Below are 20,781 nucleotides of genomic sequence, written 5' to 3' on the forward strand. Positions count from 1 at the left end.
AAGTTTGACTATCATGCACCATCTCTAATTAGAGGTGTAAAAATGCTGGAACTACTCGAAAAAAAGAACTTTTTTTTGCTTTGTGACATGCTTGACCATAAAGATTTAAATACCCTGAAACTAGTCAGCCGTTTCTTAAATAAATCAGTTACAGAGTATAACCATTTATCAGGATTTCTAAAATTAATTGAGCAATACCAGCAGGAAAATCCGACAGTTTTAATCGATTTATTACAAAAAAAGCTAATTCATCCTGAACTGATTAGCAGCCTTATGGTACGTTTAGTCGATACTTATCCTGAAACTAATACACCGCGTTTAACCTACCATGGATTAACCTTAGTTGATTCATTAAGTCCTCAATCTTTACTTGGTCTTCATCGCTCATCGGTTATGATTTATCCTTTTCCAGCACCTAAAGTTGCAGCAATGATGATCTACTATGCAAAGGTGCAGGACGAAGAATATATTGTATTTATCAAAAGCAAACGCCGTAGTGATGGGATTTCCAAAGAGTTAGCCTTGCCAGGCGGGAATTTAAATGTCATCGGGCCCTTTGGAGCGGAGCAAGGAGTAAGTCGTGTAGAGGATAAAATACGCGATGAAGCAGAAGAACAAATTATGAAAGGGAATTCTTCCGCTTATCAAACCCTGCAAACCAGTCCATCGAGAAATTCTTTACCCTTACAGCCAGAACGATATCATCAGAGTTTGAAAGACTGTGCCAAAACCGAAGGAGTTGAGGAAACTGGAATAAATATCACAGTGAGCATAAAGGAGAGTGCGCTGTTTGTTTGTCAAAAGGAATATCTTAGCCGAAGTCGACGCATGCATTTAATTTTACATTATTTTGTTACCGATTGTGGTTCTTTTGATCATGAAGAGGATTTGCCGAATCTTCTGCCACAAGATGAATATGAAGTTGAGTCAGCACAATGGATCAAGGTTCGTGATATTACAGTGTCCACTTGTTCTAAGGATTTTTCTGGTGTCGCATTTCAACTGAGCTATCAAGATAACTCCATTGCAAAACCACATCTTGATGGCTTAAACCAATCATTACGATTTATCAGAGATAAGGAAATACAGCGGCGCTCTAGGGGTTGTTATTCTGGAATGGAATCCTTGTATCACACAAGTAAACAAGCCGATTTTAAATTTTTAGAGCCCTATGTTCATAATGGGGCTTGTGAGTTTGATGAAATTCAGACAGCAAATCATATCAAACTCTGCAATCAAATAGAGAACCGGGTGAAAATCAAAAAAGATTGTTCAGACAGTATGATAAAAAAAGGCTTAATAGGATTTGGACTTTTTGCCCTCGGTGCTGCAAGCGTTTTGATAACACAACATATACAAAACAATGGCCTCAATCTAGGAAGTCGATCCTAATTAAATACTCTCTGAGTAATTTTACAGTAACTGGGTTTTCTTTTCTCTGGTGTAGACCTAATGTATTCAAAAACTGAAATATCAACCTCACCGTTTAAAAAACAAGAAATAGTTTATGTTATTGGTGGCTGATTTATCAGAAATTAATTTTACGCAATTCCAGAAATTCAGTGAGATAAAAAATCACCACCTATTCCCAAAAAGGAATGCGCTAAATGCCAATTTAGAACACTTCATGAAGATGAAACAGGTGTTTTTTTAATTGGCGCCTTATATTTCCATGCTATATTGCTTCAAAATTTCCTCTTCTTGTGACAGGTCCTTTGCCAAATAACCAACTGTGCTGAGAAATCCGGGTGAAAGAGGTATGTAAGAACTTACAGCAGCGGGATTTTCTGACTCTTGAACTGTAGCTGTATCCGCTTGATTTTGCTCTTCTTCCACAGGTTTTTTCTTAGTTAGTGAATATTGAGAAAAAAAACCAAACTTAGATGATGTTGTTTGTGCCAAACTTTCTTGACTTACCTTTTGAGGGTTATGAGCGAGTATTTGCTCTAGATTGAATCTAGGAATAACCAGCTCTCCATCTATCACAGTAATAGCCCCACTTTTTATAACAGCTTGCTTATCTTCTATACTCACTACATTACCTTTATAATTATAATTGTGCATAGTAAAATCGCTTAGACGTATGTAATCGCTAGAAGAACATTGTGGGTCAGTCTCACTTCTGTTATTGAATCCTTCGTTGGTCGGCATTGTAGAATCGGTTTCCCCAGAAGTTTGGCCTATTTTTCTTCTCTTTGCTGAGGGATTTTGAGTGTCACTGTCCATTTTTTGAAAGGTAGATCTTCTTTGCCAAAAAATTTCTTTTCCAAACACCGTAACGGTTCCATCAGCGTAAATTGTAGCATTACGCAAGTCATTTTTAGGCACTACTTCTTTATTGCTTTTAAAAAGATATTGACGTTTCAAAAAGGACTCTTTTCTAATCGGATTTTCGGTGCCGATTCTAAAGTACTGAAATACTTTTAATTCCCTAAGTTGTAAAACCGTTGGATTATCAGCATAATCCAATGGCCTCTTATGGGAGGCTCTATCGGAGTGTTGAATAATGGGTTTACCTCCAACTGTAATAGTCCCATCTGGGAATAAGAAGGCATTGCGCAAAGAATGTCTATTAATAAAAGATTTATTATCGCTGCCTTCAAAAACATAGTTACGTTTTAGAAACGCATTAACAGTAATTTTATAGTCTCGAATTTTAATTGTATCGTACAATGATAAATCATTAATTTTTATGTACGCTCCGTCAGCAGTCAGATGTTGCGGGTGTAAGGTTGAGTCATATCTAGGTGTATTGGACAGAAATAATTTTGTTTGCATAGAAATACTTAAATTGAGTTTTAAATTTGGACTCTTGTGTCATTCAACACACTCTGTCCCCAAAAGTTTTTGCGGTAACCCTCTTCGGGTAAAGTGAGTGGCAGTACGCAATGCTTGTTTCCGGTCGTTTATACCATATTTCTCCTGCATATTGTTTATTGTAAATTTCTAATTTGGAAACATTTGCTTTCTTAAATACGGCATACGTCCCATTTATAATTTAATCAGTGCTTAATGAAATACATTTGATCCACCTTAAATGGCACGATGAGCTTCATGTTATCTATGAAAAAAATGGGGTCAGGGCTTGAATTTTGAATTTGAGGTTTTTATTAGTCTCATAGTTGCAATTCAAAATTCAAGGCCTGCCCCCGAAGTTTGAATACTACGAATTTTGGTTGCTTCATTGCCAGTTTAGGCTGGATATGCGGGAAAACTCATAAGACTGAAGGAAACGATAGCACTAAAATTTCATTAATTGCAGATGGCAGTGTCGAGAGTTAATTTACTTCTAAAATAGTTATAAGCTTACTTTGATAACTTAACCACATTTCTTAATACTATTTGCCTTGTTTTTCACCTGTCGAAAAGTAGGACAGCGAGGGCACGAAAACCCCCCTTTTTATTCGAAGGATGATGACGAAGGAATGTCGCAAAAAAATGTTTTTGAGTCATTATGAATTTGACGATAAATAATTAAGAATGAACCTACATTGCCTTTGCGCTGGAGCCACCTTAACTTAAAGGTTACAGATGGAAAATGTTCGTAGATTTAAATTTTCAGTAAGTTCGCAGCATTTAAGTAACTTATTTTCATTTTATCTTCATCGTTCAATTGTACTGAATCCAACCATTGACTTGCTTTCAAATTATCTTCATAAGGATAGTCAACTGAAAACATTATTCTATCTGTACTCACGGTAGAAATTGCATGCATCAAAGAAGGAGTATCAAAAAAACCGCTTGTTGTTAGGAAGATATTAGTATTGAGATACTCTGTAATTGTTTTTTTACATTCAATTTTTTCACGCCAACCTTCTTCCTTTAGTCGATGATCAAGTCGCCAAGCCCAAAATGCAAGCATTTCCCCCATGTGACCAATGATAATTTTAAGGTTAGGGTATCTATCGAAAAGTCCTGATAGCATTAAGCGCAAAACATGTTCCGCTGTTTCAATGTGAAATCCCCACGCTGAGCCATGTAATGCTGCGTAAGGTGAATATGTAGCTATTCTTTCTTCAGGGATTCCTCTAGGGTGTATATAAACTGGAATGTTATTGCTATGAATGTATCCCCAAAACTCATCAAAAGCTTTTTCATCAAGATATTTTGCCGGTGTATAGTTACTACTATCATAACCATTTATTAGGCAACCAACGATTTCTTTAGCACCTTGAATGCGTTCAAGTTCTTTGATTGCAAGTTCTGGTGCATAAGTAGGTAGGCATGCAAAGGCCCGAAATCTATTAGGAGATTTATTAACGCAGTCTATTAAATAATCATTCCACTTTTGGGCGCAAGATTCTAATTGCGCTGCTATCGCTAATGATTGTAATCCTGGAGTGGTTACAGAGAGCACTGAGAGGGCAATTCCAGCTTCATCCATACTCTCAATTCGTAGTTCATGAATATCTTTTAAACGAGCTAAGTTTTGACTAAATTCGAAATGGCTTTTGTGTTCTAAAATTAAATCTCGGCCAGGAACAACAATCGCTTCCTCTAAAGCAATCTTTTTCATTTTTAATCTCTTCCCTTGAGGATATAAAAATAAGTTTAGCCTAATTTAGGAGTACAATTAACAATTTTTATAGCGCTTTGTGTGTTCCCAGCAAATGCTCTGATGAATTTGCTGATATTTGCGTTATTATTTATGCTTTTAAATTAATAATTAATTTCCGGGTAAACATCAGGATCGGACGCTGGGCTTACTGCCTAGCTATGCTTACGAAAACAAAAAAACATTAATTGCTAAACCAGTATAGGAACAAATATTCATCAGATATCGTGGCTAAAATTATCTACCTTATGATTCTCCGGTAATTTTTCAAGTATTTGATTAAATAGCTCCAGGTGTTTCTTAATCACATTTTCATAAAGCCTGGAAGTAGTCAATGCGCCAATATCAGTCTCAGTTAATTTCATTTCTTTAGGTCTTTCTTCAAGCTTATCTTGCATATCTAAAGCATAAATCAGTTTATTTACTGCTGCTATTTTTTGTTCAGCACTATAGCCAAATTTAAGTGTAATTATCTTTGTACGATGATGAGCGGCAAAATCGTGACTCCCTGCTTCGGACATGCGCTTAAAAACATAATCTTGCAAATCTTCTTTAAATTTTTCCTTTGCCTGGCTAGAAATAGAGGGTCGATCGGTTTGGGGTATGGATGTCTGAGGTGGGCCTTCTTTCTGAGATGCGTTTACTCTCGCTTCTACAGCATGCTCTTGAGAATCGTTTAGGAGGACATTAGTAGCTTCCTGTTCTTTTTTCTGTTTCTTTCCAGTGGTTGAATCCTGCTCAACTCGTTCTTCTTTAGGAGAACGCACTTTATCTAGTAATCTTTTTGCAGCGTAAGCAAGATAGATGTTATAACTGGTCTCATCGTTATCAATAAACAACATTGCGTCCCGTTTTTCACAAGCCTCGTCACAACCTCGCAACCATTTCTCACTAAAAGTATCAAATTTATCAATTAGATTCTGATTGAGTTCAGCGGTCTTATGATCACCTAACAAACGCGCTCTTATTCTTGATTCCAGCAATAATTGTTGCAGATCATGAGGGGTTGGTTGATCTGAAGAAATCTCCACTTTTCTTCCCATAAGCATTTGGTAAAATTTTATAAATTTATCATTTTGTGAGTATTGCATAATATTGGGTGGCGGAATAAAAACATAATTTAGCTTATTATTTTCATCATAAAGCGGAATTCTTAAACTGTCTTCAAAGAGTGCTTTACCATTACCCTGCAATAATTTTTTGAGATATAAAACACAAAGCGCACCGGAATGGCTTTGATCCACCTGCTGTTGAGGGGGGCGGCCCTCATCAGAGAGCAAGTCTGCTCTAGGAGAGAAAAAGGCAGCCGAGTTTAATCCCTTATCGGTATGATCTAATATTTCCTTTGGAAGTTTGTCGAACCCCCATTCTACTGGTTTAATAATTTCATGTTTGGTAATTATAACGGCTTCAAAATGTACATTGCTCCTTTGGCTACGCACATTGTTTGTAAATACATATCCAACCATCTCATCTTCACCAAGAGACTTTTGGATATCGAGCATTTCATCAATTGCTTGCTCTTTTGTTAAGCAACAAGTGTGCATTTTAGAGGCAAAGTCTGAGCTTAAACGTTTTCTTCTTCCTTCTAATTTGGCTTTAGCTTGAGCAGATAAATTTGTTTGGCAAAAATTCTCAATCTCAAGTATTTGTTCTGATTTTAGATCTTCCTTTAATCTGTTATTTTCCAGAAATCCTTTAGATTTCAGAAAACTATAAAGCTCATTTAGCTCTTTAGTTAAAAGGTGTGCATGTGACTTTGACTTATCAGAATCACTGAATTCGCATATTTTTAAAAAATTATAGTATGGGAACGTTTTAGCGGTAACTGCATCAAGTTGAGCAGCAAAACCCTTGATATTAGCTTGTAGGACAGGCGTATTAAAATCTCCATTTCTTATCAAACGGATCCCAAGTTTGTTTCTATAATAAGCAAAAATCTCCCCCAGCTTTACATAATCAAGTGAGGTTTCATGTTCATCAAAACTCGGGATTGCTCCAATTGGCGAAGCCTGGAATTGTGCCTTTCGTTTAGATTTTTCTCTCATGATAACTCCGTCGAAAGAAATACTTTGGAATAAGATGATTTTTTGGATCATCCGAATTTGGATTTATGTTAATTAGTATAGTATTTCTAATCAAAGTGCGAGCAACACGTATGCACTATGAGCAAATATTGATGTTCCAAAATTTAAATGATGGCTGTGAATAAAATCAGCTTCAATAAATGGAATACCTGAGGACGACACTATATGAGTTGGGGAAAAACTTGTTCTCCCATAAATTTCTCTTAAAATTAGAGCAAGCGTGGGCTGAGCTGAAGATTTGTTGATAAAACGAACCCACTAAGATTGTTAGGCATAGGATCCAAATTAGAAAAGATTTATGAGGGCATTCAATTGCCTTTATTTTTAAGTTGATCCGCAAAAAAGGTGCTTTGTGTAAAGGTAAAATAAAGAGAGCTCAAGCCTTTGTTACTTTTGAGCTCATTTTTGTACTAAAGCAGTTTTTGATTATTTAACCAGCGATGTTGTCATTCTGACCCACATTGATTATTCACGATTAAAAAATATGCCAGGGAAAACTATATACTATTATTCAAAATGAGAAATAAGGCGCATTGTCATTTTACTAGTGCTCTAGTATAAATTGTTGGGTCAAAAATGACCCAACTTATTGCAAATTAGGGTTTCGCAAAACTGTTTGCTGCCATTTCAACATCTGACTCATTTTCTTGGATGACATTCTCATCATTTCCTTTTAAAGATGCGATTGAAATCAAAAGCTCTTTAGGCAAACTGCTAAAAATTGAAGTTCCAGTACGAAACGCTTGAGCGAGAGTTCGTGAATTTTTTCTTATTTCTGCGATCCTATCAAACTCATTTTTTAATGTCTCAGAGGTGGGTTCTAGCTCTTCACTTGATAAGGCAATTCTTATTCGTTGCGCTCCAAAGCTGTTATCATCACGTACCGATTTTTCTATAACTTCTCGAGTTACTAAAGCACCCGCTTGAATAAGAGTTTTAACAGTCATCGCTTGTAGTTTATAAATACTATTAGAAGGATCAACCGCACTGTCACGCATCCATGCATCAGAAATGGCTTTCTTTGTCACTTTTGCACGATCTTCGATCATTATATTCAGGCATTCTGTGGTTGGTTTTAAGCCAATTGTAATTGCATATGCCAGAACATTTCTAATAATCATAAAATCATACGTAGCCAATGCTTTTTCTAATAATTGAGGGGTTAAATCCACTCCTTGCTCGATAAGAGCACGCACTATTTTTCTTCGTTCAAAAAAATCGGTATTTTCTAACGCTTGTTCTAAATTTATATCTAGATGTATTTCTTGTTTCATTTGCATATAAAAACCCTTTATATCCAGTTTAATAAAGTCAACGAATCATATTTCGTCAGTATTTAAAAAATTACTTTATTGAGAGGGCAGAGGTTAATCTAAAAGAAGAAGTCTTCAATTTTCCAAGTAACCGAATTGCTCTCGACAAATCAATTTCCTAGTCGTCTGAATTTAAACAAATGGTTCATTTTAAATCCAACAGTTTGTACTGATATGTCATATTAGAATTTTTAATATCAATATGTTTTTCAATGGGTTAGATTTATCGGGTATGAAGTTTTTGATTAAAAAAACTTAAAGACAATATTTTGGAAATTCTAGGTTTGTGCATTTAATTTGAATTAGAGGCATTGTTCTTTAATGATTTTCATAAGCCATAGGAGTGGTTTGTAATTGCATAAACGCTGGTGATACAACATCTGTACGGCAAATTTTTTTTTAGGAAAAGGCAGAGGTTTTATTACAAAATGCTTCTTTTCATTTAAGGATGTTGCCAGACATCGCGGTACAATTGCTAGGTAATCTGTATCACGAATAACTTCAAGAGCACTAATTAAATTGGGTACTGTTATTTTAATATTCCTTTTGATGTGAGATGGATCCAATTGATTATTTAGTGCTTTTTCAATGAATAGTATGTTCACATGGTCTGCTTCAATAAGCATTTTTTGAGTTAACTCTTTATCAGCAAGCGGATGTGATGTGCGCATTGCACAAGCCATTTCATCTTCAAGTAAAAATTCTTTGCTAATCATTTTACCGTGCGGTAGAAAACTTGCCAGAATAGCTAAATCAGTTGTGGTTGCTAACAATTCATCTAGATTTGAATTCTCTGATATCCAAACTATTTTTAATGTAATATTAGGAGCATATCGCGCCAGATAACTCGATAATTTAGATAAAAGCAAAAGTTCTCCATGACTTCCTAAGACCACATTAAATGTGGCTATTTCAGTACTAGGATTAAATTCATCTTTTGAAAAAATGTCATCCGCGTAAGTTAAAAAAGTTTTAATCTTGGGCATTAAATCTAAGGCTTTAGGGGTGGGTTTAAGGCCATGTGCTTCCCGAATAAATAAAGGATCCTCGAAGACATCCCTTAACTGTCTCAAAATGCCACTCATAGCCGACTGACATAGGTTAGATTTATCTGCAGCTTTTGAAACAGAAAGCTCGTTTAATAAGGTGTTAAGATATACCAGTAAATTTAAATTCACTTTTTTCAAGTCCATAAAATTAACCTGTTACCAGATAAATTTGGAATGCCGTAATCTGAGTATAGTTAATTTTAAATCATATCCCTCTTGATTAAGCTTCGTGAGCTGGGTGAAAAGCCCAGCGAATGCCCTAAAGAATAAACTGATATTTACATTATTATATTTTTCAATGAATCATCAATTTTCCAGGTAACGTCACGCTCTGACGGTGGTTAAGTGAGGTTGCAGCAGCTATGATTTTATACAATGCAAGCATGATATGTTTTTGATCAGTTCTAGTCTGCTAAACTATCCCAAAGAAGATCTGGATTCAACCAGGGGAGCATCCAGAATTTTTTTAAATTCGGGAACTAAAGAGAGTAATTCACGAATTTTTTTGAAGTTATCATTTGTAGCGTTTTCAAATGTATCCAGAATGTTCAAAACAAAAAAATTATCCTCTCTATCTCTATTATGAGCTTTAATTAATCCTTTAATTTCTCTAATTTTTTCAGAAATATGCTCTATGTCGTGAGAATCAATCTGCTCTACAATCGCTTTGATACTTTGCACTACATCAGGAGTTGTGTTGTCCTTATTGTTAAGTATAGGGCTATTCAGTACATTGAGGACAGCGAGAATATTCTGGTCCCGTTCGTTAGCGGGTATTTTTATAATATTCATGTGGCATTTTAGCTCTAATTGCTTTTTATGTTCAGTAGGAGCAGACATTCGTTTAATATGTTCTTCCATACATTGTTCTAAAATTTCATTTCCTTCATATCTTGCTTTTTCAAGGGCACTTTTATCTCCCACTATGAGATGGGGATCTGCGCCATTTCTTAATAAACTATTTAATGCATTTGTATTATTAGTAGTTTCTATTAATATATTCAAAGGGGATATATACTCCAAATCTCCTTCAATAATTTGATTGACTGAATTTTTTTTAAAAACAGTTTTTCCATATAAATTGGCTAATTCGGTTTTATTTAAAACAGAATCAAAGTAATTGCTCAAACGTGCAAATTCAAAAGGATCAATTTCATTGAAATTATTTTCTTCAACTGTTTTATAAAATGCATGTGCTTGCACTTCTTTTGCATTATTTTTAATATCAATGTCACTGGGGTAATGAGTATATTGAGGATGGGTTTTTAAATCGAGAATGCTCACCCTGTCAAACTCAAAAAAAGTATTTATTTCTGGAGGCGCTCTAAAAAAAAGTTGTTTATAAATTTCTTTTGCTGCTTCAATTTGTCCGCTTTGACTTCTTAAATTAAATTCTCTGGGAATGGTTTTTTTCCCCGTTTGCTTGTCATAATTTGAATCAAATAGATATAAAGTCCCATTCTTGATTCCAGCTGAAACTACATGATTATGAGAGTAAAAGGCCATTCCTTTTTCCAGGCTCTCCAATTGACCCAATAAAAAAGCAAGAGAATTGATGGTAAATTGGTCTTTATAAAATTTTTCCTCGCTTAATGTGTCTACATAAGTATGCCACATCTTTTGATGTCGACTAAAAAAGTCAGGCACTGTTATTAATTGTTTTGGTAATTCGATATCGTCAATAGATAATGGCTCATCAGATAAGATCTGTTTTTCTCGAAGTATCTGCTCTCTTACGGCCAGTTTTGAATTAGCTACTTGTCGTTTTTCATGATTCAATTTTTCTCGATCCATTTGATACATTCTGGTTAGTGAAATGGCAACTTCAAATTTTGATTTTAACCCTTCACTTAATTGTTCAACGGAACAATCCCAATAAACAATGTCTGAGAATAATTCATAATATTTATTCTCTTTATTTTTTAGCCATAACTCTAACCAAATTGCAGACAGTCCATTACAATGGCCTTCGTTTAGGGCGTCAATAATAGCTGTAATATCCTCTTCCTTGTAGTCATCGGGTTTAAGCTGATTTTGTATTTTTAAATATACAATAAATTGATTTAAAATATGCGCTTGCCTCCAGGACGGCCCAAAAACTCGAGCGGCAGCTTCTCTGAATTGGAGCTTTCAACATCAGCAGCGCATTGATAGGGTATTTTACCCTCTTTATTTCTTATAGCATAACTGGCGGCGAAACCTCTTTCATAAGCTTGGCTTGCTCTCATGAGCGATAGATTTCCTGACTTTATCAGATGATGGAATAGTGTATTCCCCTCATCATCAACTAACTTGGGTAATTCTTTTATATGTTTATTTTTTGCTAGAATATCTTGAAGCTTATCAGCATCTTGTTTTTTAATTAATTCAACAATTTCTTTATAAAGTTCCTCATGCGCCATAACTCGTACCAACCAGGAAATATATTTTTTAAATCGATGAGCATTTTTTAAACAAAAATTAATTTAAATATAGATAGACAACGCTCTATGTGCAAGTAACTAGTACCATCCCCTTAATGTCCATGAAGAATTAATGGCATATGTTTATTGATGCTAAATGCTGTTATTTCCATTTTAGACTAAATTAATTTCTAAAATTACTCTTTCTCAGATTAGATTATTTAAATACAATCTGCCCGCTAATATTTATTCTTCGAAAACTTAGTCATTGAAAAGCTGTCACAGCTCAAGAATTATAGCGCAAGAAATGCCCTAACAACCTCACATCATCGAGAGTTTATCAATTCCATATATAGATGAATTTAATAGATGCATTTGGAGAAAAAACATGTTTTTTAAAAAAGAGACTAACGCATTATCAACTAAAATTGAAATTCAGGGTAAATGGACTCCCTTTCCAACATACTATAATCTCCCCAACAAAAAAGTGTTACACGTCTTTAAGGATTATGAGAAAAAGAAAGTAATCCTTAAAATCTTTTTAGCTACAAATCTGGCGACAGCAATTTGTGAAAAGGATTTTGATGACTGTTTTTATCGCTTTAACTTATTGGGGATCTTTCAAGATGGCTCTATCTTAATCAAATTAAACCAACAACTCATAAAAATTTCTGCTGAGGACTTGAGTATTATTTCATCCCAAGAATGCCCCTTTAGTCGAAATTTGGTAGGATTGATAGATAATAATAATTTTTTTGTGATTGATTTCGTCGAGCATAGGCGCCCCTATTTTTTATTCATTTATGGCTGGCATGAAGATAAGTTTATCCCAGTACATCAAGAAGAACTGAAAACGCAACCTAAGAAGAATCTTGGATATTATGATACGGGAGAATTTACCAATGTAACCTCTTTGGGACAAAATCGTTATTGCTGTCATATTCATAATTCGAATCCATTTGAATTTACACTATTAATTCTAGAAATTAATTCCCAAAATAATAAAGTAAAAGAAATAAATCAAATTCAATTGGGAGCACCTGATACTCAGGGAGAAATATATCTTTTAGGAGGAAAGTATCTTGTCTTTCCTAATGGGTACCTGCTTACCTATTATCCACACCACGATGGTCTCCAAATATGGGATCCTGTAGCTGGATCGTGCATAAAACAATGGAATTGGGGTGACCTTGATCTACCAAATAATTTTAATCTTCGAAATATAAAGATGGCGGTTTTTCCGGATTCAATACACTTATTAATCCATATAAATAATAACTTATTTTTATTTAATACTCATAATTTAACAATGCAAATCATTAAGGACGCCGGTGAAGTAGAGAAATTTCTTGAACTTCATATATTGACAGGTGGTGACGCTATGGTGGCTTTTAGAAAAGGTGATGAACTTAACGTCTCATCCTTCGTTTTGCCGCAAATAAAACACGAGCGAGATGCTTTTGTCGACAGTCAACTTTTTTTTAGATGGGCAGCTCGTGAAGCAAATATCCCCAGAGAATTAGTTGATTTGATTCTTTTACAAACCATCACTCCCGATGCGAAACATCTATTAGCGACAAAGTTAACTGATATGACAGAAATTGAAAAAGAACAATGTTCACTAACAGAAATCTACAAATATTAAAAGGATAATGACGTTTGGTATCTAGCAAGTTGTTTGATACTCTGGCAGGACCATAGCATGAGCCGCATTGTGTAATTCAGTCATTGCTTTAGCTGCTCTTTCTTCTACTGCTTCTTTAGAGACCTCATCAGGCAAAAGAAAGGTATTACTAACCCAGACGCCAAAATCTTGATTCATCTGCACATAAGGACGTAGTAGCTGGTTATATTTATCAAAGGCATGAGCATAGTTATCTCTAGCTACTTGTAATTCTCCTGCTAAAATATAAGCGCCCACTAAGGCTAAACTTGTTCCTTGGCCGGACAAAGGTGAGGCGCAATAACCAGAATCACCAAGGAGGGCAACTCTTCCTTTAGTCCACGACTTCATTTTTACTTGCATTATCGCATCAAAATAAAAATCATTACTTTGTTCCATAAGGTCAAGTATTTTATTTGATTCCCAGCCTAGATCCCTAAAGGTAGTGCGAAGAAATTCTTTCTGTTCCTGTTCATCGCGAATATCATTTAATTGATGATTAGAACGAAACATAAAACCAACATGCGCCATAGTTGGGGTTCGATCGTTACTTATATGGATAAGTTTTTGATCCAATTCAAAAAGAAGCTCACTCTTATTTAAATTAAGATAATTAGGTATGCTACATACACTAATATATGAACCAAGAGGAACCAAGTTATATTCTTCTTTAGAGAAAATCATTCGTCGGGTGGATGAATGTAAGCCATCAGCTCCAATTACTAAGTCGTAGTGTTCAGTAAGGCCGCCATTGAAGATAACTTTTAAACCATCTTTTTGCTGTTCTATTTGCTCTACAGTTCGATCATAATAACAAGGAATGTCTTTAATTAACTGCATTAAGATCTCAATTAAGTCGCCGCGAACAAGCTCAACCTCATCTTCTTTTCTAAAACCAAACTTTGCCCCTTCTTCTTGATGCAGGATATCGCCCTGGGCATTTACATAACAGCCATTTTGTAACTGAGTCCGTTTAGCATAAATCTCTTCATATATGCCCATCTTTTTAACTAAACTCGTGGCAATTCCACGAATGTCGATCGCGTAACCACCTTTTCTCATAGAAGAATTTTTTTCAATTAGTGTAGGTGAGAAGCCAAATTTTTTTAGCCAGTAGCATACAGCAGGGCCGGCGACACCGGCGCCAATTACTAGGATTTTTTGTATTTTGGACATGAGTTTTTCGTTAAACTATAATTTTGTATGATAATTGATCGTAGTGATAAAGACAATTCAAGGAATTTGTGCTTTCCGATATCTTCCTCGGCATTATCTTGTGCAGGAAGTTGTAAGCATAGGTCGGGCTCTCGACCTATTCTTAGTACATTAGCAATGTTTTCACCATAATCTTATCTATTTAAATAGCTATAAACATTTGCTAAGTCTGGCGGTAATTCATATTGTACTGGGTCTGATTTTAGCCATTTATTACTGAAAAAACTTAAATTGGATTTTACAAATTCATGAGCATTAGATACTGCCTTCTTACCGATCTCATAAATTCCCAAGGGGTTGGTGAGTTGTATCATACTATCAATAAAAATCGCATGAAAAATCGACTGCGCATCCGGCTTCTTATTTTTTCTTAATAAACGCTCCAGGCTGTTTTGAGCGGAATTAATAAACAGAATATTAAATACTCCTAAACCAATAGAGGAGAAACTTTCATCGAGTAAATTAACAATTAGAGACATAGTATTAGTAGTTACTAAGAGCCCAGCTATATATCTAGTTAATTGTACGTACACCGCATTTTGGAATGCAATCTTAATTCTGCTACTCTCAATTTCAGATATAAGTCTGTAGGTATTTAATAGAAATAATAAGTCATGCTCTTCTTTTAACGAATTATTGATTATTTCATTAAGTGTTTGATAATAGGTTGCCATATTACCAGGCCTAAAAAAGAAATCCAAAGTTCTTTGTCGTGGAGGAGGGTGCCTCAAAAAATTTGTCTTGTATTCACTTATAAATTGACGATCAGGCAAAAGTCTAAGAGCTGGAACAGTTTGCTCTCGCTCTTGGATCCGAGTTCCTAGTGGATTATTAGTTATGTCCCCTTTGAAACTTCTTAATTGCCAATTGAATTTGTTTTCTGTATCAATCTTGGCAAGAACCTCATTATCATCAATAAGAGTATTAATGTCATTACTTGTCAGCAACTTGCTTACTAAATCTTCCCTAGTAACATTTTCGTGAGAGAGTTGGATTTTACTTGATAATTTAAGTGCATAATAATAGCCTTTTCGCCTTGATAAAGGGCAAGAAGAAAGCTTTCTCAGAGTTTCCTCATCCCTAATATAGAAGTAAATGTCTTTTTCCTCCTTATTCTGCTTAGGAACTTTTATTAAAAGAGTATTTTCTTCGGTTAGTGGTTCGAAAGAGATTGGGCATTTATTAGTGTATGGCATGGATTATTTCTTCTTATTTAAATTCCGAATTCTTAGTTAAACTCTTACTCGAAGTTTCTCTATCTCTAGATATCGGGTGAGGCAGTCATTAGAGGGAATTTTAAATCCTTCCTTATTACAAAGATTAATTGTAGTAACACTGCTGCTGTTGTGCAATAGTATATTCCTCTTCCTCATCGCTGTAATACGATTGGATTTCTGTAGGCTGGTTATGTCTATCCTTTTCTTTGTAATAAGCTCTTTCCAACAAACGAAATTGCTCACGTTCTATTTCTAATCTTGTTTGATCGCTCTGAGATTCTCTATGACGTTCATTATTTGTGTCGTTTTTTGTAGAAACATATAAATTCATCTGACCCAACATAGTTTGAGTGCTATCTGGATACATCCCTGCTTCTTGTTGCAATGCAAATTTGGCTTCTAGAAACAATTCTTTCCATGCTATCAGAGCTTCTTTCATAAGAGGTAAGCGATCGTCTAATTTTGATAGGCTACTGATAATTTCAGTGGCTTTTAGATGTGACCGAGAGCCTAACTTCCAAACTCCAGCACGCAAAGCTGTATCATGGCTTAAGGCTAAAAGATACAAGAGATCAACTCCATTATACTTGTCTAACGAAGTTAACTTATGATGTGCTATGAAATCTATAAAATCTTGCCCTAAGAGTATGTCTTTTCTTGTCGTTAAAAGAGAATGCTTGTATTGCGAAGAAAAAATAATAGGGGCAACAGCCTGATAATGAGCACTTTTTTCCGCTGATTTTTCATCTAGGGGAAATGAATGAGATATCAATTCATCCATGGAATTTGTCACATGGATCTGGGCATTTTTTTTATAGAAAAAAGGCATTTGTTTTCCTTTTAAAGAGTGAGAGTGAAATCTAGCATAAATACTCATTTACATAAAAATAGAATATTTGTATTTAGGTTATATAATATTTTTATAATCTTATTGCATGATCTATGAAGGCATGCGATTTCAAAAAGTTTTCAGCCCCAGTTTCTATTTTTCTCAGCAAGCGTAGGTCTTGCTTATCCTGGAGCGGTTCGCATCTTATAAAGTTTTTTGGCCCAAAAGAAAGGGCCATTTATTAGAGCAACGCTTTTTTAGGGAAATCGTTGCCAGGAAACTCTTGCTGCTGGATTATATTTGAAATATGTTGTTGCTCAAGAAACAACGTTTTTTTAATGTAATTAGGATGTAAATCATTTCGTGAAAACTGAACCAATTGCAGCTCATATAAATTTAAAAGAAATTTAGGAGTGCAGTCATACCCCGATTCCACTTTTAAAATTATGTTTTGAAGAACTTGTTTTATTTCATTGCGATAATCCTCAGAGCAATTTGGAAAATATCCTATGGTTGTTGTGAGTACCTGTGAACCGTGCTTAGCAATTGCACCTATTTGAATAAGAGATTCTCGCAAATCCAAAATCTGCTCATTTAATTTCCATTTTATTCCTAAGCTTCCGTTTGCATTTAATGAAATGGATTCCATTTCCAACTCAATGCTAGGATTGTTAAGAATTTGGTTAACTATTGATTGCTCTGCTGTGGTATTAATTAAAGAGCTATGGCTTTGGGATTTAATAAAATGAAGAACATCAGTATCTTCGTCTTCTATTCTTAAGATTTTCCTTAAAAGAGCTGGAGGTAGTTCATTAAGGACGTTGTCTAAATTCCTGTTATCCAAAATCAGAAGTTTGCATCGTTCAATAATTTCAATTTCTTCATTTTTGGGAGGATATTGCATTAGTTTGGTATACAAATAGGATTGCACAAGGCAATTATTCCAGCTGTTTTCATCGTATGAATCAATCACTCTTAATGCAGCGATAGTAGTATGTGGGTTAGTAATCGGAGCAAAAAAAGTGGGCTGCGCGGATTCTTCCTTCTCACTTACGAATTGTTTGGACTCTAGATTTTGGACTGCTTTGGTGAAATAGTTAAGTAATTCATTTTGGAAGTTAACAATAAATTGTCCTAATGCAGTACCTGGCTCATGGAAAATAACCAGTGTTTCACCAAAACTACCAAATAGTTTATTTGTTCGATTTAACCTCACTTTTACTTCATCGATTGCAGAAGTTTTCAAATCGATTTTTTGCAGTTTCGAACGGAATCCAAAAAAGGTGTTACTGCTTGTTTCTAACTGTGATTTCATAATTACTCAAATAAACTAAAAAATTCCATGTTTTCTCTTAATCTTCACTTAATGTAAAAGATTTATACTATTGGTAAATTAATTTTCATTCCAGCTTTTTTATGGTCACCATATCTTTTGGGCAAGCATTACTGTTATTAATGGATAAATTTAAAGACGACTCGCTCCGTTGCAACACTTTGAAACAATACTATATTCAAGGCGTGGTTTCTTCAAGTGATTTAACATACATCCAAAAATTGTTTCAAATGAGTCAATTAACAAGCAATTATACGATCTCATACAGTGATAAAGACATCGATGAAGATGCTTCTCGCCGTTATTTTGAAACCCATTTGGCTTTTGAAACGTTAGTAAATTCACTAGACCAAATGAACAAGAAAGATATTTTACAATATAATAATGTACTTTATGATGCGTTACCTCAAGAAAGTCGAGATAAATTCAACGATTTTATCGATGGGAAGATTTCTCCCAAAACAGACGGTTTTGCTACGGAATACATGGACGCATTCCATAAAGTTCAGCATCATGAAAATTATCAGGGATTATCCGCAGAACAGAAAGAAAAAGTCTTATTAATTCTCCGGGTATCTTGGATAGGGGTGTTGCATGCTAGAAATCCTGAAGTTCCTGTGAATCTATATGGAACTGGGTTTTTCTCAGAAGAGAATAGAGGCCGAGTGGTTAAGGATAAACCGATCATATCCAGTTCAGCTTCAACGTCTCCTTCTGGAAAATCACCGTTCTTTTCAAATCATTTTGGCTTGATGAAAACCACCATGCCAGTACCACGTAATGATATTGCTTACGCAGAATCGGGATTTACTTTTATTAAACCATCGGACCAAAATACCTATAATCCAAAAGCTGCATGGCCTGAATTGAATTTTTCTAAGTTGGTTCATCCGTTTTCCTGCTCTATATCAGGAACAATATTATGCCAATTACGTCTAATGATAAAATTTCAGGACGAACAGAAGCAGGTCTTTGATACCCAAGAAAAATTTACTAATTTTTTAAAGTGTTTTATGTCAAGTCTTTTATTCAATAGTGGGGGTCACGTTTTTAATGAATTTTTAGGTGTATTAGAATTACCGCAAGTGCGGGAAAAATTCACATTTATTGATGGGTTTGATCAAATTAATGCAACAAGTTTATTATTGAAGGGAAATGAAAAGGCTTTTGATAAAGCCTTAGTCGATACGCTCGAATATACCAAAGTATTGTTAGCCAAAAAAGCTATGCAGGAGGAACTGACATCTCCCTTGGTAAAGCTCAATTAGAGATGACTCGTTATAGTATTTATTCAGTTGACTGATTTCAAATTAATGTTAACAACTTTTTGTTGGATGATTAATGCAGGAAATTGGAAACATCTCCGTGGTCATGGAGATTAAGGTTAAACCAAAAATTATATGAAGTTATTGGTCAAGCTCGTCATAGTGAAACAAGGGAAGAGATGATAGTGTACAACGCACTTTATCATTCGGATCGGGGATTACCATCTTTGGGTACGATCTAGAAAATGTTTTTTGAGAATGTCATTTATAAAGTAAAATTGGTCCAACGATAGATTTCGCTCGTTCTTCGTTTCATGTTACACACTCTTCGACCACATACCTAGTATATATAAAGAAGCGAAGTAATATACAGGGTCATTGATTTCAAGAAAGTCCAATGTGTTGCAATCAAGGTCAAATTGAGGTAAGGTTGGGCAAAACTCATCATGACGACATAATTATGTTTTTAAAACGATTTCCTGAAAATTCACTTATTAAGAAAATCAAAATTAGCGGCCCTTTTATTAGCGTTTATGTCCCTGAAGCTGAATTAGAAAATTTTCAAAAAAAATATAAAAAGCTATTAAGCCAATACTCAGTTTTATCGATTGGCGAAGGATTAATGCACGATTTTGCTCATTATACTCATAACAAACACTTCTCATTTCTTTTTGGCAAAAAATCAAAGAAAGAGAAGAATGAACATTTTCATTTCATTTTACCTGCAACAGCTACTGAAGCTAACATAACAACATTCTTAAACTTTTTTGAAGATGAAGACTTAAGTAAAGGACAAAAAAAACAACTATTAAAAGAGTTTAAGGATCATTCCAAAACAGTGACCCTAGAAACATTATCAGAGCAAATTAAATCTTATAAGTATATCCTATCTGCGTTGTTACAAGAGGATCCTTACCTTTCAAAAATGATGCCATTATTTACTGAAATGGTTCATGACGTAGAACCTTATTTGAGTGCTAATCCAGATAAACCGGTGGATATATCTCCATCGATTATGATCAAGGTCGGTGATCACCAAGTGTCTGCTCGTGATGCAGCCAATAATGTTACTGCATTATTCACCCACTTAGGGCTTTTATCTTCCATTGAAGAGATTATTGACCGAATAAACAAAGGTGGGAAAGAGGCAGTTACACCTGAGACAATAAATACACTGAATGAACTCTTCCATTCTGCATCTAAAACTCCATTCCCTAATTTTAGTACATCACCTTATCTATTCAACGAATTGGTAGCACATTTCCCCTTCATTGATGGGCATTTAAATAATCTATACGAAATGCTCAAACAACAATTCGCAAGTCGGTTAGAAACAGGAAAACTTATTTTTGTCCCACAAATAACTAATCTTCCTCCTGAGGATATTTCCTATAATGAAGCAATACTTTTCTTAAGTAAGCAGGGAAATATGGGATTAAAAATCATGGAAGTTATGGCTCGCTTGCAAGAAGGAAAAAAGAGTTTGAACCCCTACTGGATTAACAGTGGTACAAAACTTCAGGGTATAGTTGATGCCGTATTAAATCTTAAAAATAGAGAAGAGGATCTAGGAAAAATAGTTCCAAATCCCGAGTCCGAGCTTTACTTAGCGCTTAATAAACCACGTCTTTTACCTTTAACTTTCTTAGGAAGTTTTTCTGTAAACAAATCAAAATCAATGATGGAAGTTGAGGCTGAAATTTCAAGTTCACTTACATGCTGATAAGCATGTAAGCGGACATAGTAGCTTATTAGATTTTGGATAGTTGAATAATCATGCGAGGATTATTTCGCTCCTCATACTATGCTCATTTGAAATCTCGGAGGTTTTGAAGAAATTTTAATGAGTTTTT

At 34.8% G+C, this 20,781-nt stretch carries 16 protein-coding genes; 5 read left to right on the forward strand and 11 right to left on the reverse strand.

All coding sequences use genetic code 11. The features are described 5' to 3' along the window. The first annotated feature begins 42 nt into the window (after window positions 1-42). Window positions 43-1,392: an NUDIX hydrolase gene (locus HBNCFIEN_RS03665; protein ID WP_182392732.1), complete on the forward strand. Its 1,350-nt coding sequence runs from the start codon at window positions 43-45 to the stop codon at window positions 1,390-1,392. A gap of 270 nt (window positions 1,393-1,662) precedes the next feature. On the opposite strand, the gene HBNCFIEN_RS03670 is transcribed toward HBNCFIEN_RS03665, so the two are convergent. From HBNCFIEN_RS03670 to HBNCFIEN_RS03700, 7 genes are all read right to left on the reverse strand, one after another. Then, on the reverse strand, window positions 1,663-2,778 hold the full coding sequence (locus HBNCFIEN_RS03670) for a hypothetical protein (RefSeq protein WP_182392733.1): 1,116 nt from the start codon (window positions 2,776-2,778) through the stop codon (window positions 1,663-1,665). Window positions 2,779-3,550: 772 nt separating this feature from the next. Continuing rightward, entirely contained in the window at window positions 3,551-4,516 is a 966-nt protein-coding gene (locus tag HBNCFIEN_RS03675; RefSeq protein ID WP_182392734.1) for an amidohydrolase family protein, read from the reverse strand. A 257-nt stretch (window positions 4,517-4,773) separates the two neighbouring features. Beyond that, window positions 4,774-6,603, reverse strand: coding sequence for a hypothetical protein (locus HBNCFIEN_RS03680; RefSeq protein WP_182392735.1), 1,830 nt, complete (start codon window positions 6,601-6,603; stop codon window positions 4,774-4,776). A 635-nt stretch (window positions 6,604-7,238) separates the two neighbouring features. After that, window positions 7,239-7,922, reverse strand: a complete 684-nt coding sequence (locus tag HBNCFIEN_RS03685; RefSeq protein WP_182392736.1) for a hypothetical protein — start codon at window positions 7,920-7,922, stop codon at window positions 7,239-7,241. Window positions 7,923-8,257: 335 nt separating this feature from the next. Further along, window positions 8,258-9,148 (reverse strand): LysR family transcriptional regulator, encoded by an 891-nt coding sequence (locus tag HBNCFIEN_RS03690; protein WP_182392737.1) that lies wholly within the window; start codon window positions 9,146-9,148, stop codon window positions 8,258-8,260. A gap of 273 nt (window positions 9,149-9,421) precedes the next feature. Beyond that, window positions 9,422-10,798 (reverse strand): hypothetical protein, encoded by a 1,377-nt coding sequence (locus HBNCFIEN_RS03695; protein ID WP_182392738.1) that lies wholly within the window; start codon window positions 10,796-10,798, stop codon window positions 9,422-9,424. A 269-nt stretch (window positions 10,799-11,067) separates the two neighbouring features. Beyond that, entirely contained in the window at window positions 11,068-11,406 is a 339-nt protein-coding gene (locus HBNCFIEN_RS03700) for a hypothetical protein (protein ID WP_182392739.1), read from the reverse strand. Window positions 11,407-11,794: 388 nt separating this feature from the next. Between HBNCFIEN_RS03700 and HBNCFIEN_RS03705 the strand changes: the two genes are divergently transcribed. Continuing rightward, entirely contained in the window at window positions 11,795-13,051 is a 1,257-nt protein-coding gene (locus HBNCFIEN_RS03705) for a hypothetical protein (protein WP_182392740.1), read from the forward strand. Window positions 13,052-13,072: 21 nt separating this feature from the next. Here the strand turns inward: HBNCFIEN_RS03705 and HBNCFIEN_RS03710 are convergent, their stop codons facing one another. The 4 genes from HBNCFIEN_RS03710 to HBNCFIEN_RS03725 all read right to left on the reverse strand — a co-directional run bounded on the left by HBNCFIEN_RS03710 (window position 13,073) and on the right by HBNCFIEN_RS03725 (window position 17,645). Further along, window positions 13,073-14,245 (reverse strand): tetracycline destructase, encoded by a 1,173-nt coding sequence (locus HBNCFIEN_RS03710; RefSeq protein ID WP_182392741.1) that lies wholly within the window; start codon window positions 14,243-14,245, stop codon window positions 13,073-13,075. A gap of 173 nt (window positions 14,246-14,418) precedes the next feature. Continuing rightward, window positions 14,419-15,480, reverse strand: a complete 1,062-nt coding sequence (locus HBNCFIEN_RS03715) for a hypothetical protein (protein ID WP_182392742.1) — start codon at window positions 15,478-15,480, stop codon at window positions 14,419-14,421. A 124-nt stretch (window positions 15,481-15,604) separates the two neighbouring features. Then, window positions 15,605-16,330 (reverse strand): hypothetical protein, encoded by a 726-nt coding sequence (locus HBNCFIEN_RS03720; RefSeq protein WP_182392743.1) that lies wholly within the window; start codon window positions 16,328-16,330, stop codon window positions 15,605-15,607. A gap of 241 nt (window positions 16,331-16,571) precedes the next feature. Beyond that, a complete protein-coding gene (locus HBNCFIEN_RS03725; RefSeq protein WP_182392744.1) occupies window positions 16,572-17,645 on the reverse strand; it encodes a hypothetical protein in 1,074 nt (357 codons plus the stop codon). A gap of 140 nt (window positions 17,646-17,785) precedes the next feature. Here HBNCFIEN_RS03725 and HBNCFIEN_RS03730 point away from each other — a divergent pair, with 140 nt between their 5' ends. The 3 genes from HBNCFIEN_RS03730 (at window position 17,786) to HBNCFIEN_RS03740 (ending at window position 20,651) form a co-directional block, all read left to right on the forward strand. Next, window positions 17,786-18,931 carry a hypothetical protein gene (locus HBNCFIEN_RS03730; protein ID WP_182392745.1) on the forward strand — a complete coding sequence of 382 codons (1,146 nt, stop codon included), beginning with the start codon at window positions 17,786-17,788 and terminating at the stop codon, window positions 18,929-18,931. Between the two features lie 83 nt (window positions 18,932-19,014). Further along, window positions 19,015-19,170 carry a DUF1653 domain-containing protein gene (locus tag HBNCFIEN_RS03735; protein WP_182392746.1) on the forward strand — a complete coding sequence of 52 codons (156 nt, stop codon included), beginning with the start codon at window positions 19,015-19,017 and terminating at the stop codon, window positions 19,168-19,170. Window positions 19,171-19,388: 218 nt separating this feature from the next. Then, complete coding sequence (locus HBNCFIEN_RS03740; protein WP_182392747.1) at window positions 19,389-20,651, forward strand: hypothetical protein; 1,263 nt, start codon at window positions 19,389-19,391, stop codon at window positions 20,649-20,651. Window positions 20,652-20,781 lie beyond the last annotated feature (130 nt).

The sequence above is a fragment of the Legionella sp. PC997 genome (assembly GCF_014109825.1).
Taxonomy (GTDB): domain Bacteria; phylum Pseudomonadota; class Gammaproteobacteria; order Legionellales; family Legionellaceae; genus Legionella.

Excerpts from the sequence above, each read along its gene's own strand:
- HBNCFIEN_RS03720 (WP_182392743.1), bottom strand. The coding sequence starts at position 16,330 with ATGCCTTTTTTCTATAAAAAAAATGCCCAGATCCATGTGACAAATTCC.
- HBNCFIEN_RS03665 (WP_182392732.1), top strand. The coding sequence starts at position 43 with ATGCTGGAACTACTCGAAAAAAAGAACTTTTTTTTGCTTTGTGACATG.
- HBNCFIEN_RS03740 (WP_182392747.1), top strand. The coding sequence starts at position 19,389 with ATGTTTTTAAAACGATTTCCTGAAAATTCACTTATTAAGAAAATCAAA.
- HBNCFIEN_RS03700 (WP_182392739.1), bottom strand. The coding sequence starts at position 11,406 with ATGGCGCATGAGGAACTTTATAAAGAAATTGTTGAATTAATTAAAAAA.
- HBNCFIEN_RS03690 (WP_182392737.1), bottom strand. The coding sequence starts at position 9,148 with ATGGACTTGAAAAAAGTGAATTTAAATTTACTGGTATATCTTAACACC.
- HBNCFIEN_RS03730 (WP_182392745.1), top strand. The coding sequence starts at position 17,786 with ATGGATAAATTTAAAGACGACTCGCTCCGTTGCAACACTTTGAAACAA.
- HBNCFIEN_RS03705 (WP_182392740.1), top strand. The coding sequence starts at position 11,795 with ATGTTTTTTAAAAAAGAGACTAACGCATTATCAACTAAAATTGAAATT.
- HBNCFIEN_RS03715 (WP_182392742.1), bottom strand. The coding sequence starts at position 15,480 with ATGCCATACACTAATAAATGCCCAATCTCTTTCGAACCACTAACCGAA.
- HBNCFIEN_RS03725 (WP_182392744.1), bottom strand. The coding sequence starts at position 17,645 with ATGAAATCACAGTTAGAAACAAGCAGTAACACCTTTTTTGGATTCCGT.
- HBNCFIEN_RS03685 (WP_182392736.1), bottom strand. The coding sequence starts at position 7,922 with ATGCAAATGAAACAAGAAATACATCTAGATATAAATTTAGAACAAGCG.
- HBNCFIEN_RS03680 (WP_182392735.1), bottom strand. The coding sequence starts at position 6,603 with ATGAGAGAAAAATCTAAACGAAAGGCACAATTCCAGGCTTCGCCAATT.
- HBNCFIEN_RS03710 (WP_182392741.1), bottom strand. The coding sequence starts at position 14,245 with ATGTCCAAAATACAAAAAATCCTAGTAATTGGCGCCGGTGTCGCCGGC.
- HBNCFIEN_RS03675 (WP_182392734.1), bottom strand. The coding sequence starts at position 4,516 with ATGAAAAAGATTGCTTTAGAGGAAGCGATTGTTGTTCCTGGCCGAGAT.
- HBNCFIEN_RS03695 (WP_182392738.1), bottom strand. The coding sequence starts at position 10,798 with ATGGATCGAGAAAAATTGAATCATGAAAAACGACAAGTAGCTAATTCA.
- HBNCFIEN_RS03670 (WP_182392733.1), bottom strand. The coding sequence starts at position 2,778 with ATGCAAACAAAATTATTTCTGTCCAATACACCTAGATATGACTCAACC.